Below are 12,896 nucleotides of genomic sequence, written 5' to 3'. Positions count from 1 at the left end.
TTAAGAGTTGCCAGAGCCGGTAAACCGGGCCGCGTCTGCAGCCGCCCGCCGAATGGCGTTCGATTTGTGGACGGTTTCCATGAATTCGGCCTCGGGGTCGCTGTCATAGACCACGCCTCCGCCTGCCTGAATATAAAGTTTCTGGTCTTTCACGATGGCCGTGCGCAGGGCAATACACATATCCATGTCGCCGCCCGCGCTGAAATACCCCACACCACCGCCGTAAACGCCACGCTTTTCGGGCTCAAGCTCGTCAATGATCTCCATTGCACGGACCTTTGGCGCGCCTGAAACGGTGCCCGCAGGCATTCCGGCAAAGAAGGCATCCAGAGCGTCTTTGTCTTCGGCCAACTCACCAACAACGTTGGAGACGATGTGCATTACGTGACTATAGCGTTCGATGATGAACTCTTCGGTCGGTCGCACAGTGCCGATCTTTGAGACCCGAGCGGTGTCGTTGCGACCCAAATCCAGCAGCATCAGATGCTCGGCCAACTCTTTCTTGTCGGCCAGAAGATCGACCTCGTTGGCCTTATCCTCTTCGGAGGTCGCGCCGCGCGGGCGAGTGCCGGCGATGGGGCGGATCGTGACCTCATCTCCAAAAACGCGCACCAGAATCTCGGGGCTGGCGCCCACGACCTGAAAGCCGCCAAAGTTGAAATAGAACATGAAGGGCGACGGGTTCGTACGCCGAAGCGAACGATAGAGCGCGAAGGGAGGTTGCGGAAAATCCTGCGTCCAGCGCTGTGCTGGGACGACCTGAAAGATGTCGCCCGCGCGGATGTATTCCTTGGCCTTTTCGACCGCTTCCAAATAGCCGGATTTGGTGAAATTCGATACTGGCGCAGCCACCTCGGAAGCATCCCCAAGATCGCGAGTTTCGGCGGGCATGGCGCGTTCCAGATCGCGCACCGCGTCCATAACTCGTTCTGCGGCCTGTGCGTAAGCAGCCTTGGCCGATTGCCCTTCGCTGACCCATGCGGGAGACACGACCGTGACTTCGCCCTTAACGCCGTCCAGTACCGCGATGACCGAGGGTCTGAGCATGATGGCATCAGGCAGGCCAAGCGGGTCGGGGTTTACGTTAGGCAGGTATTCAACCAGCCGCACCATGTCATAGCCGAGATAGCCAAACAGCCCGGCTGCGGCTTGGGGCAGGTCGTCCGGAAGGTCGATCTTACTTTCCGCCAGCAGCGCCCGCAGGTTATCCATCGGGTTGCCGGTTTGCGGCGAGAACGCATCGGGGTCGAACCGGGCCGAGCGGTTCAGCGCGGACGTCTCGCATTGGCACCGCCAGATCAGGTCCGGCTTCATCCCGATGATCGAATAACGGCCACGCACCTCACCGCCGGTAACCGATTCCAGCATGAACGCGTCTTTCTGGGCGCCTGTCAGCTTGAGCATCAAGGAAACCGGCGTGTCCAGATCAGCGGCTAAGCGGGTATAGACAACCTGATTCTCGCCTGCCTCATAGGCGCGGGCGAAGCTGTCGAAGTCGGGGGTCAGCGCCATATTCAGTCTCTTTTAATAGCTCGCCTGAACAGCATTCAGGGCCTGCTGATCTACGACGGGACGGGCACGGACCTGTGCATCGCGGACAAATGCATCAAAGATGTTCTGGGCCAAAGCCTGATCCAACTGCGCGGTAAGGGCCGCTTGGACCTGACGCAGCTCATCTGTTTCGGCAGGCGGCAGCAGCTCGTCCAGACGCACGATAAACGCGGTTCCGGCACCGGGAATGACGCGCAGATCTCCTTGTTCCATTTCAAAGACTTGCGTCATGAAATCTGCGGGCACATCTTCCAGAAAGGCCGTGCGCGTCAGGGCGTTTTCTACCCGGAACGGCAATTCGGTTGCGGCAAAGTCACCGTCGGTCTGCACCTGCTCCAGAACAGCATTTGCCTGTTCTTCCAACGCCTTGTTGGTTTCGGCCTGGATCCAGGCGGCAACAACGCGGTCACGTGCGGTCTCAATCGGCTCCGGCCGGGGTTCGAGAACTTCGTTCAGACGCAGGGCAAAGATCGAGCCATCTTCAAGAAACGCGACCTCGGGAAAGTCGCCATCCTGCACGGCTTCGGCTGCGCTGCGGAACCCGTCATAGGCGGCGACGCCTTCACCGGTTTGCGCGGTCCAGTCGATTTGACCCAGCTCCATTTCGGTCTCGGAGGTCAGTTCTTCCAAAGTCGCGCCACCGGCCAGCAGGTCATTGATATCCTCGGCCTGCGCCTCGATCTGGCGGCGGGCGCGATCGGCTGCCAATTCCTCGCGCAGGGCAGGGGCGGCATCTTCAAACGACGTGTTGTTTTCGGCAAGCGAGCCATTGATGCGGAACAGCGCCGGTCCGAAGGTGGAAGGCAGCGGGCCGACAACAGCGTCCAGATCAGCAGCAAAGACACCATCGGCGGCTTCGCCCAGATCCTCGCGGGTGACGTCGCCAAGATCGATATCGCTGAGCTCAAGCTGGCGATCCCGAACCAGTTGTTCGAAGGTTGCACCGCCGACCTCTAGCTGAGCCATGGCAGTTTGTGCTGCTTCTTGATCCGGAAAGGTCAGGCGTTCAACTAGGCGACGCTCGGGCTGTTGGAATTCAGCTGCGCGCTGTTCGTACAAACGCTTTACCGAATCCTCGTCGACTTCCACGTCGTCGAGCAGCATTTCGGGTGACAGGATCGCATAAGTCAGCTTTTTGGTGCGCGGCAGGGTGAACAGCTCGGTGTTCTCGTCATAAAACGTTTGGATCTGCTCGTCGCTCGGGGCGGCAACAGGTACGGGCAGGGCGTCCGGTGCCAAAGTTGCGACGGTAAAGCTGCGGCGGGCACCAACGTAGTCGGTCAACACCTGCGTGAGGGTTTCGGGCATCTTCACACCGCTAACCACGGCACTCTGCACGATTGTGCGGGATGTTTCCTTGCGCAGGTCCGATTCGAACTCGGTATCGGACATGCCGACCTGTTCCAGTTGGAACTGATACGCGTCGCGGTCAAATGTGCCGTTGACGCCCTGAAAAGCTGGAATCGCAACAATTTCTTCCTGCAGGTTCTCATCACCGATCGAGATACCCAACAAACCGACCTCATTGTCCAGCGCTGCTAAAGCCGTCAGGCGCGACAAGGCAAGACGATCCAGACCAAACTCAATGGCCTGCGACATTTGCAAAGGCTGGCCTGTCTGTTGTTCAACCGCGCGGATCTCGCGCTGCAGCTCGCGGACATAGTCATCAACCGAGATATCCTCGTTCCCGACCTGGGCCACCGAACGCACGGTGCCAGAGAGGCTGGTTGCGCCAAACCCTGCAAGTCCGAGCATCAAAAGGCCCATGAGAATCCAGACAAAGGTCTTTGATAACTTTTTTACGCCTGCGGCCATTGTGCCCTCTTCGTGCTTTTGTCGGCAGGTAACTGCCCCGTCGGTTGCGGCCCTGAATACGACGCGCACCGTCGGGGAGCAAGCTCAGAAGGACAGAGCAGCCAGCCGTTCGAACAATTGCCCCAATCCGGCGCGGTCCAGATTGGCAAATGCGATACGAACCTGACGTTTTCCGGCCGCATCATTTTCGGGCATGAACATTGTGCCGGGCAGCAGCAGGATGCCGGCCTCGGGGACCAGTCGTTGGGCCAGTTCGTTCGATGGGATATCGAACGGGTGTTCGAAATAGGCGAAATAAGCGCCCAGACCCAGCAGCCGCCAACCCTTGTCCGTCAGGCTTGGCAACAGCTCGGCAATTGCGGCGCGGCGGTCGAGGATCTCATCCCGTTCACCTGCCAGCCATTGCGACAGGTTCTGCATTCCCCAAAGGGCTGCGTGCTGGCCAATCTGGCTTGGGCAGATGGCGACTGTGTCCAAAAACTTTTCAATCTCGGATAGCAGGTCAGTGCCGGTCGCAATCGCGCCGACACGGTGGCCGGTCAGCCTGTATGCTTTGGAAAAGGAATAGAGGTGGATCAGGGTTTGATCCCAGTCAGGCTGGGCGAACAGGTCATGCGGTGGGCCGCTGCGGCTGTCGAAGTCCCGATATGTTTCGTCCACGATCAGCCGGATGCCGACCTCTTGCGCAAGATCAAAGAATGCGCGCACCAAAGGGGCAGGGTATTCCACTCCGCCGGGATTGTTCGGGGTCACCAGAACGATAGCGCGGGTTTTGTCAGTGATCAGAGCACGGGCTGCGTCCGGATCGGGCAGCAGAGCGTCATCGGTTGGCAGATCCACGGTTCGGACGCCTGCCATGTCCAGCCACATCTTGTGATTAAAGTACCAGGGCGTTGGAACAATCACCTCGTCATCCTGATCGGTGATCGCTGTGACCGCAGCCGCAAATGCCTGATTGCAGCCCGAGGTGATTGCCACCTGATCGCTGGACACCAGCGTGTCATAATGCGACCCGATCTGAAGGGCGAGTTCAGATCGCAGGGCAGGATTGCCCAGAACCGGCCCGTAAAGATGGGCGCTGTCTTCGGTCACGGCAAAGCTGGCAATCGCTTCGCGCAACGCCAGGGGCGGTGGATCGACCGGGGCCGCCTGGCTGACGTTGATCAGGGGACGGTCATCAGGAAACTCCACCCCCTCCAACCAGCGCCGCGCCTCCATGACCGGAGGGGCAAATGTCGCGGTGGTACGGGACTGGGTCATGACGGGCCTGTCCTTTGTAAGGCTTTGCCTCACTCTTTGTGGGTTGAGAGGGTTCTTTTAGTCGGTCCCGCGGTAGGGCTCGACATATTGCAGGGCCATATCCCAAGGGAAAAAGATCCAGGTGTCCTGGCTGACCTCGGTGATGAACGTGTCCACCATCGGACGACCCTTGGGCTTGGCGTAAACTGTCGCGAAATGCGCCTTGGGGTACATTGCGCGCACCAGCTCCAGCGTTTTGCCGCTATCGACCAGATCGTCGATGATCAGAATACCTTCGCCGTCGCGCATCAGCTGGGCATCGGGGGCTTTCAACACCTCGGCTTCGCCTTGGTCCTGATGGTGGTACGAGCGCACGCTGACTGTGTCGACGGTGCGAATGTCCAGCTCGCGGCTGACGATCATCGCAGGCGCCATACCGCCACGGGTGATGGCCACAACAGCGCGCCATGCGCCGTCATCCGGGCCTTGCCCGTCCAGACGCCAGGCCAAGGCGCGGGAATCACGGTGGATCTGATCCCAGCTGATGTGAAACCCTTTTTCGTGGGGAAGGCGATCCTTGGCGCTCATGTCATTAACCCTTTTCGACGTCAGGTGCGTCGACGGCTTTCATGCCGACAATGTGATAACCCGAATCCACGTGGAGGTTTTCTCCTGTTACACCGCTGCTGAGGTCCGACAGCAGATACAGTGCCGATTTACCAACATCATCGATAGTCACGTTGCGGCGCAGGGGCGAGTTATACTCGTTCCATTTCATAATGTAGCGGAAGTCGCCAATCCCGCTGGCGGCCAATGTCTTGATCGGACCGGCCGAGATCGAGTTCACGCGGATACCGTCCTTGCCCAAATCCTCGGCCAGATATTTGACCGATGCCTCAAGTGCAGCTTTGGCGACACCCATCACGTTATAATGCGGCATCACCTGCTCAGCACCGTAATAGGTCAGGGTGACTGCGCTGCCGCCTTCGGACATCATCTTTTCGGCCCGTTGCATCACAGCGGTAAAGGAATAGACCGACACGTCCATGGTCAGTTTGAAGTTCGCGCGCGACGTGTCGACGTAGCGGCCCCGCAGTTCGTTCTTGTCCGAAAAACCGATGGCGTGAACAACAAAGTCCAGCTTGCCCCATTTCTCTTCCAGAGATGTGAACAGCGCATCAATCGATTCTTCGTCACTGACGTCGCAGGGCAGAACAATTTCACTGCCAAGTTGTGCCGCCAGTGGATCAACGCGTTTCTTAAGTGCGTCGCCTTGATAAGAAAAAGCCAGCTCTGCTCCGGATTCGGACAAGGCACGGGCTATTCCCCATGCGATTGATTTATCATTGGCCAGTCCCATGATGAGGCCGCGTTTGCCGGCCATCAACTGATTTGACATGTTTGGTTCTCCGCCTGTCTTCGCGTTATGTTGGGATGGTTTATGCCATTGGGTGCGCTGCATCAAGGCCGCGCGCTCTTGCCCGTGGCGGGTTCTCGCCCTAGGGTGGGCTTTATTAGTTTCCAGGGGATGGGAATGAGCGAACGTAGCGGCATATTTGCCGGCACCGATCCGTTTGAAATAGCGGGGCGGTGGCTGGCTGAGGCCAAAGAGAATGAACCGAACGATCCGGACGCTATTGCTTTGGCGACCGTCGATTCGGACGGTATGCCGAATGTGCGAATGGTTCTTCTGAAAGAGATCGAACCGGCAGCTTTTGTGTTCTACACCAACTACGAAAGTGCTAAGGCGGCCGAGTTGGACGGCGCTGGAAAAGCTGCTTTTGTGATGCATTGGAAATCTCTGCGGCGGCAAATCCGAGTTCGTGGTACAATAACCAGAGAAAGCGGGCCGCAGGCGGATGAGTATTATGCGTCCCGCTCGCTAAAAAGCCGATTGGGGGCCTGGGCGTCCAAGCAGTCTCAGCCTCTCAGCAGTCGCTCGGTTCTGATGGCCGAGGTGGCCAAGGTGACGGCCAAGTTGGGCCCGAACCCGCCACGCCCGCCGTTTTGGGGCGGCTATCGGCTGGTGCCAACCGAAATCGAATTCTGGGCCGATGGGGCCTTTCGGTTGCACGACAGGTTCCGATGGCAGCGGGATCAAGTGGGTTCCGACTGGCAGATACAGAGGTTAAATCCATGACGTTCGCGTATCGTGAAATGCAAGAAGCCGAAAACAAAGGGTTTTTTCAGCTTGAATTTGCGAGCCATTCCCATACACATCGGACCCTTAACGAAATGACAATTTTCGCGATGGGAACGCCGTGCCAGAAGATCTGAACAACATGTACCGCGTCCGTGGACACGTGAAATGGTTCGACCCTGCAAAGGGCTTCGGATTTGTTGTGTCTGATGAGGGCGGTCCGGATATTTTGTTGCACGTCAATGTGTTGCGCAACTTCGGCCAAAGTTCGGTCGCAGATGGTGCGGGCATAGAAATCATGACCCATCGCACGGACCGTGGTGTTCAGGCGGTCGAGGTCATCAGTGTCGATCCGCCCGCGCGGACGGACACGATGATGCTGGCTGATTTTGCCGAGCTTGATCCGATTGAGATCGCCGCTGCCCCGCTAGAGGCCGCGCGAGTCAAATGGTTCGACAAAGGCAAAGGCTTTGGGTTCGCCAATGTTTTTGGCCGTGGTGAAGATGTGTTCCTGCATATCGAAGTTCTTCGCCGCTCTGGTCTGTCGGACCTGCAGCCGGGCGAGGCCCTCGCGATGCGAGTCATCAGTGGCAAGCGTGGACGTATGGCGGCTCAGGTACTGGCCTGGGAAGCTGCTTTGGACGACTGAGTGTTTCATGCCTAAGTTTTTTCCGGGTCTTTTAGCGGTTTTGTTGCTTTGGTCCGGGATGACCTGGGCTGCGTGCAAGCCTGATCAGATCGACATCAAGAACGACTCGGCGCAGATCCGATTCAATATCGAATTGGCGATTAGCCCGCAGGATCGGTCGCGTGGATTGATGTTCCGCGAGTCGTTGCCAAACCGTTCGGGCATGCTGTTCGTTTTTGACCCGCCGCAACCTGTGGTGTTCTGGATGAAGAACACACTGATTCCCTTGGACATCATTTTCATCGATAGGGCTGGGACCGTGACGCATGTTCATCAAGGTGCGATTCCCGGTGATCTGACACCAATCGAAGGTGGTGATTCCGTCTTTGCGGTTCTCGAAATCAACGCGGGACTTGCCGCGCGCTACTCAATTAAGCCCGGAACCGTCATGCGGCACGAAATTTTTTCGCAAGGTCCTGCAATTTGGTCCTGTTAGGGCTTTTCAAATCAGATTGGCATGGTTAGGAAGGCGCACGGTTCGGGGCGTGGCGCAGTCTGGTAGCGCACCTGTTTTGGGTACAGGGGGTCGTAGGTTCGAATCCTGCCGCCCCGACCACTTCTTTCACTTATGTTGGCGATCCACCCAACGCTTGGTAAAGCGCGCCAAGCGCCTTATCCAGCGTTTCGCTTTCCACTGGTACTTTTACCGACGGGCCGCTTTTGCGTGGGACGTTGAAATACAGCTCAGCATCGACACGGTAGCCCGAGTTGTTTTTGGTCGTTGTCAGCCGCATCACGCTTTTGGGCAGATCCTGAGGGTAACCGTCATAGTTTAGAATCAGAAAAGCGGTCATGTCCGGAGGTAGAAGCTCGGTGCATTCGAAAACCCGATTCCCGGTACTTTCAAAGCGTTCACCCGGGCCGTCGCAGCTTATCTCGAACGTGTCGAACAGCCTTTTGGGAAAATCATCGAACTGGGCGCTGCGTGCCGGAGGGCGCACATCTTGTGGTGTGCAGGCCACGATCAGGGCCAGAATCGGAAGTAAACGTAACAACGACATCTGTCCGCTCCCCTTTGAGTGATCGCGCCCGGCGGGTTACCTGACGCCGCGGTTCAAAATGACCGCTTCGTGATTCTCATTCAACGTAGACACCTTAGCGTTAGATTATCAAATTCCGATAACTGTGCCGGGAAACACAGTTAATTTACCTGCGGGTTTTTGGAAACGCTGGGTGTACTTGGTGGATGAACCTGTGGAGGAATCAGAACAGGGTGTCTGGAAGCAAGTTGTCAGAAATGGGTCAACACAAAAGATATCAAAAATGACCTAAAAATGGCGTTGACGATCTATGGGTCGATACGTCAAGTTGTATGGGCCGGAAGGGTTGCCACAAAATCTGGTATCAAAACCAGAATAGGGCACAGGGCGAGGGTCGGAAAGCACATCATAGTAACGTGCAACCGTTTGATCGGTTTTGCGCTGCGGAATGCAGCGGCTGGTCTATTGCGCCTAATTTTATACGGCATGGCGATCGGTCCGCGTCTGAGGACCTGACGCTGAAAGACAAGTTGATTGAATCTAGGGCGTGCGGACATGAAGATTGACAGGAAATTTACGAAACCGGGGCAGGACGCTTATGCGGCACTGGACTTTGTCTCAGCGACGTCTGAGATTCGAAACCCCGATGGCACCATCGTTTTTCGCCTGGACAACATCGAAGTGCCCACGCGTTGGAGCCAGGTTGCCAGCGACGTCATCGCGCAAAAGTATTTCCGTAAAGCGGGCGTGCCGTCTAAGCTGAAGAAAGTAAAAGAGAAAGACGTCCCCGAATTTCTGTGGCGCTCGGTCCCGGCCGATGGCGCGGAGTTCGATGGTGAGACGTCTTCTAAGCAGGTTTTTGACCGTCTGGCGGGCGCCTGGGCCTATTGGGGCTGGAAGGGTGGCTACTTCTCGACGGAAGAGGACGCGCGCGCCTACTTTGATGAGATGCGCTATATGCTCGCGACCCAGCGCGCCGCACCGAACAGCCCGCAGTGGTTCAATACCGGTCTGCATTGGGCTTATGGAATCGACGGTCCCGCGCAGGGTCACCACTATGTCGACTACAAGACCGGCAAGCTGACCAAATCGAAATCCGCGTATGAACATCCGCAGCCGCACGCGTGCTTCATCCAGTCAGTCGATGATGATCTGGTGAACGAAGGCGGCATCATGGATCTGTGGGTGCGCGAGGCGCGCCTGTTCAAATACGGCTCGGGTACCGGGACCAACTTCAGCCACTTGCGCGCTGAAGGCGAGGCGTTGTCGGGTGGCGGCAAGTCCTCGGGCCTTATGGGCTTTCTCAAGATCGGCGACCGCGCCGCTGGCGCGATCAAATCAGGCGGAACAACCCGTCGAGCAGCAAAGATGGTAATCGTCGATGCTGATCACCCTGACATCGAGAAATTCATCGAATGGAAGGTGATCGAAGAGCAGAAGGTGGCCTCGATCGTAGCCGGATCGAAGATGCACGAGAAGATGCTGAACGGTATTTTCGAGGCCATCCGCACATGGGACGGCGCGCAAGACGACGCGTATGATCCCAAGAAGAATGACGCCCTGAAGAACGCGGTTCGCGAAGCGAAAAAGGTTGCGATCCCAGAAACTTACATCAAGCGCGTTCTGGACTATGCCAAGCAGGGTCACGACAGCATCGAGTTCCCGACTTACGATACGGATTGGGATTCGGAAGCCTATAGCTCGGTCTCGGGTCAGAACTCGAACAACTCGATCCGCGTGACCAACGCATTCCTGACCGCAGTTGAGAAAGATGCCGATTGGGAACTGATCAACCGCACCGATGGCAAAGTTGCCAAGACAGTCAAGGCACGCGACCTTTGGGAAAAAGTCGGCCACGCCGCATGGGCCTGTGCCGATCCCGGCATTCAGTTCCACGACACCGTCAATGAATGGCACACATGCCCCAAAGATGGTGAGATTCGCGGTTCGAACCCGTGCTCGGAATACATGTTCCTTGATGACACGGCTTGTAACCTTGCCTCGATGAACCTGCTGACCTTCCTCAAGGATGGTGAGTTCCAGGCGGAAGACTACATGCACGCCTCGCGTCTGTGGACCCTGACGCTGGAAATCTCGGTCACGATGGCGCAGTTCCCATCCAAGGAAATCGCGCAACTGTCCTATGATTTCCGCACCTTGGGTCTGGGCTATGCCAATATCGGCGGTCTGCTGATGAACATGGGCTACAGCTACGACTCGGATGAGGGTCGGGCGATCTGTGGCGCACTGACCGCGATCATGACCGGCGTGGCCTTTGCCACCTCGGCCGAGATTGCCGGAGAGCTTGGCCCGTTCAAGGGCTACGAGCGCAACGCAGACAATATGCTGCGCGTCATCCGCAACCACCGCCGTGCCTCGCAGGGTGTGACCGATGGGTATGAGAAACTGGCCGTGAAGCCGGTGCCTCTAGACCACGGCAATTGCCCGGACAAGCGTCTGGTCGATCTGGCCATGTCGGCGTGGGATGAGGCGCTGAGCCTTGGCGAAAAGAACGGATACCGTAACGCGCAAGCCACGGTGATCGCGCCCACCGGGACCATTGGTCTGGTGATGGATTGCGACACGACCGGGATCGAGCCCGACTTTGCGCTGGTGAAGTTCAAGAAGCTCGCGGGTGGTGGTTACTTCAAGATCATCAACCGCTCGGTGCCGTCGGCGCTGGAAAAGCAGGGCTATTCCTCGTCTCAGATTGAAGAGATCGTGGGTTACGCGGTAGGTCACGGCACCATCGGCAACGCGCCGGGGATCAACCACACCTCGCTGACCGGTCACGGGTTTGGCCCAAATGAGCTGGCCAAGGTGGATGCCGCGCTGGAAAGCGCCTTTGATATCCGGTTCGTCTTCAACCAGTGGACACTGGGCGAGGATTTCTGCACCGGCGTTCTGGGCATCCCGGCGACCAAGCTAAATGATCCGACGTTCGATCTGCTGCGCCATCTGGGCTTTACCAAGGCGGATATCGACGCAGCCAATGACCATGTCTGCGGAACCATGACGCTGGAAGGCGCGCCGCACCTGAAGGAAGAGCACTATTCGATCTTCGACTGCGCCAACCCGTGCGGCAAGAAAGGTAAGCGTTTCCTTGGGGTTGATAGCCACATCACCATGATGGCCGCGGCCCAAAGCTTCATCTCGGGTGCGATCAGCAAAACGATCAACATGCCGAATGACGCGACCATCGAGGATTGCCAGAAAGCCTATGAACTCAGCTGGTCGCTGGGTGTGAAGGCCAACGCGCTGTATCGTGATGGCTCGAAACTGTCGCAGCCGCTGGCGGCCGCATTGGTCGAGGACGATGACGAGGCAGCAGAGGTGCTGGAAAGCGGCACGGCCCATGAAAAAGCCGTCGTTCTCGCCGAAAAGGTCATCGAGAAGGTCGTCGTCAAGGAAATCATCCGCAGCCATCGTGAGAAACTGCCGCATCGCCGCAAGGGTTACACCCAGAAAGCGATCGTCGGTGGCCACAAGGTCTATCTGCGAACAGGTGAGTTCGAAGACGGTAAGCTGGGCGAGATCTTCATCGACATGCATAAGGAAGGCGCTGGCTTCCGGGCGATGATGAACAACTTTGCCATCGCAGTGTCGGTTGGCCTGCAATACGGTGTGCCGCTGGAAGAATTCGTCGACGCCTTTACCTTCACCAAGTTTGAACCGGCGGGAATGGTGCAGGGCAACGACTCGATCAAGAACGCGACCTCGATCCTGGATTACATCTTCCGCGAACTGGCCGTGTCTTATCTGGATCGCACCGATCTGGCCCATGTGAAACCCGAAGGCGCAACCTTCGACGATCTGGGCCGCGGCGAAGAAGACGGACTGTCCAACGTATCAGAAATCAGTGACAGCGCCGCGTCCAAGTCCTTGGAAGTGTTGAAACAAATCAGCTCGACCGGCTATCTGCGCAAACGTTTGCCGCAGGATCTGGTGGTGTTCAACGGCGGCCAACCGGAAGTGAACGGCATGGCAGAACCGGCCGCGCAATTCGAAGCTCCGGTTGCGGAAACTGCCGTTGCCACGGGGATGGACGCACGGACCAAGGCCAAGATGCAGGGGTACGAGGGCGATCCTTGCGGCGAATGCGGAAATTACACGCTGGTGCGCAATGGCACCTGCATGAAGTGCAACACCTGCGGGGCAACCAGCGGGTGTAGCTAAGGAAAACGCCCCGTCAGGCGGGGTGTAGGGATCGGGGTTTCCCCTCGGATGTCCGATCCCGACGAACACGGAGCAAGGCGTTGAGACTTACCAAACACGCCTTGTTCCACTCGGTCGACATGCCCGTGTCGACCGGGAACAGGGTGGGGCGGAATATTTGCTCTTTCCCACTCTCTCACGGGACGGGTGCGCTCGTTCCATGCGACGTCCAGGCCGCAGGCAAACAAAACACCGGGCGGTCAACGAATGGAGCCTGGATGGCGAAACTGACAGGGGGCTTCGGCCCCCTTTCTTTTTGCCTCCCGAG

General features: G+C 57.6%; 10 protein-coding genes and 1 tRNA gene. 5 read left to right on the top strand and 6 right to left on the bottom strand.

What is annotated here, in order from left to right; all coding sequences use genetic code 11:
- From trpE to fabI, 5 genes are all read right to left on the bottom strand, one after another.
- The gene (gene trpE, locus QMP16_RS03965; protein ID WP_282151293.1) at window positions 1-1,512 is read right to left on the bottom strand and encodes an anthranilate synthase component I; all 1,512 of its coding nucleotides are present in this window, start codon (window positions 1,510-1,512) and stop codon (window positions 1-3) included.
- Between the two features lie 12 nt (window positions 1,513-1,524).
- The gene (locus tag QMP16_RS03960; RefSeq protein WP_282151292.1) at window positions 1,525-3,366 is read right to left on the bottom strand and encodes a peptidylprolyl isomerase; all 1,842 of its coding nucleotides are present in this window, start codon (window positions 3,364-3,366) and stop codon (window positions 1,525-1,527) included.
- An 84-nt stretch (window positions 3,367-3,450) separates the two neighbouring features.
- Complete coding sequence (locus QMP16_RS03955; RefSeq protein ID WP_282151291.1) at window positions 3,451-4,626, bottom strand: aminotransferase; 1,176 nt, start codon at window positions 4,624-4,626, stop codon at window positions 3,451-3,453.
- A 57-nt stretch (window positions 4,627-4,683) separates the two neighbouring features.
- Window positions 4,684-5,193 carry a xanthine phosphoribosyltransferase gene (gene gpt, locus QMP16_RS03950; protein ID WP_058271741.1) on the bottom strand — a complete coding sequence of 170 codons (510 nt, stop codon included), beginning with the start codon at window positions 5,191-5,193 and terminating at the stop codon, window positions 4,684-4,686.
- A 4-nt stretch (window positions 5,194-5,197) separates the two neighbouring features.
- A complete protein-coding gene (gene fabI / locus QMP16_RS03945; RefSeq protein ID WP_108858520.1) occupies window positions 5,198-6,004 on the bottom strand; it encodes an enoyl-ACP reductase FabI in 807 nt (268 codons plus the stop codon).
- Window positions 6,005-6,139: 135 nt separating this feature from the next.
- On the opposite strand from fabI, the gene pdxH reads away from it, so the two are divergent.
- The 4 genes from pdxH (at window position 6,140) to QMP16_RS03925 (ending at window position 7,989) form a co-directional block, all read left to right on the top strand.
- On the top strand, window positions 6,140-6,745 hold the full coding sequence (pdxH, locus tag QMP16_RS03940; RefSeq protein WP_109311823.1) for a pyridoxamine 5'-phosphate oxidase: 606 nt from the start codon (window positions 6,140-6,142) through the stop codon (window positions 6,743-6,745).
- 142 nt (window positions 6,746-6,887) lie between these two features.
- Window positions 6,888-7,394: a cold-shock protein gene (locus QMP16_RS03935; RefSeq protein ID WP_432653392.1), complete on the top strand. Its 507-nt coding sequence runs from the start codon at window positions 6,888-6,890 to the stop codon at window positions 7,392-7,394.
- Window positions 7,395-7,401: 7 nt separating this feature from the next.
- Complete coding sequence (locus QMP16_RS03930; protein ID WP_282151289.1) at window positions 7,402-7,869, top strand: DUF192 domain-containing protein; 468 nt, start codon at window positions 7,402-7,404, stop codon at window positions 7,867-7,869.
- A gap of 43 nt (window positions 7,870-7,912) precedes the next feature.
- A tRNA-Pro gene (locus QMP16_RS03925) sits at window positions 7,913-7,989 on the top strand.
- Between the two features lie 10 nt (window positions 7,990-7,999).
- Here the strand turns inward: QMP16_RS03925 and QMP16_RS03920 are convergent.
- Window positions 8,000-8,434 carry a hypothetical protein gene (locus QMP16_RS03920; RefSeq protein WP_109311824.1) on the bottom strand — a complete coding sequence of 145 codons (435 nt, stop codon included), beginning with the start codon at window positions 8,432-8,434 and terminating at the stop codon, window positions 8,000-8,002.
- Between the two features lie 534 nt (window positions 8,435-8,968).
- Here QMP16_RS03920 and QMP16_RS03915 point away from each other — a divergent pair.
- On the top strand, window positions 8,969-12,589 hold the full coding sequence (locus QMP16_RS03915) for a vitamin B12-dependent ribonucleotide reductase (RefSeq protein WP_282151288.1): 3,621 nt from the start codon (window positions 8,969-8,971) through the stop codon (window positions 12,587-12,589).
- The last annotated feature ends 307 nt before the right edge of the window (window positions 12,590-12,896 follow it).

This window comes from Ruegeria atlantica (assembly GCF_947495585.1).
GTDB lineage: Bacteria > Pseudomonadota > Alphaproteobacteria > Rhodobacterales > Rhodobacteraceae > Ruegeria > Ruegeria atlantica_G.
This window is presented reverse-complemented; position numbering and strand designations above follow the sequence as displayed.

Excerpts from the sequence above, each read along its gene's own strand:
- trpE (WP_282151293.1), bottom strand. The coding sequence starts at position 1,512 with ATGGCGCTGACCCCCGACTTCGACAGCTTCGCCCGCGCCTATGAGGCA.
- QMP16_RS03960 (WP_282151292.1), bottom strand. The coding sequence starts at position 3,366 with ATGGCCGCAGGCGTAAAAAAGTTATCAAAGACCTTTGTCTGGATTCTC.
- QMP16_RS03955 (WP_282151291.1), bottom strand. The coding sequence starts at position 4,626 with ATGACCCAGTCCCGTACCACCGCGACATTTGCCCCTCCGGTCATGGAG.
- gpt (WP_058271741.1), bottom strand. The coding sequence starts at position 5,193 with ATGAGCGCCAAGGATCGCCTTCCCCACGAAAAAGGGTTTCACATCAGC.
- fabI (WP_108858520.1), bottom strand. The coding sequence starts at position 6,004 with ATGTCAAATCAGTTGATGGCCGGCAAACGCGGCCTCATCATGGGACTG.
- pdxH (WP_109311823.1), top strand. The coding sequence starts at position 6,140 with ATGAGCGAACGTAGCGGCATATTTGCCGGCACCGATCCGTTTGAAATA.
- QMP16_RS03935 (WP_432653392.1), top strand. The coding sequence starts at position 6,888 with ATGTACCGCGTCCGTGGACACGTGAAATGGTTCGACCCTGCAAAGGGC.
- QMP16_RS03930 (WP_282151289.1), top strand. The coding sequence starts at position 7,402 with ATGCCTAAGTTTTTTCCGGGTCTTTTAGCGGTTTTGTTGCTTTGGTCC.
- QMP16_RS03920 (WP_109311824.1), bottom strand. The coding sequence starts at position 8,434 with ATGTCGTTGTTACGTTTACTTCCGATTCTGGCCCTGATCGTGGCCTGC.
- QMP16_RS03915 (WP_282151288.1), top strand. The coding sequence starts at position 8,969 with ATGAAGATTGACAGGAAATTTACGAAACCGGGGCAGGACGCTTATGCG.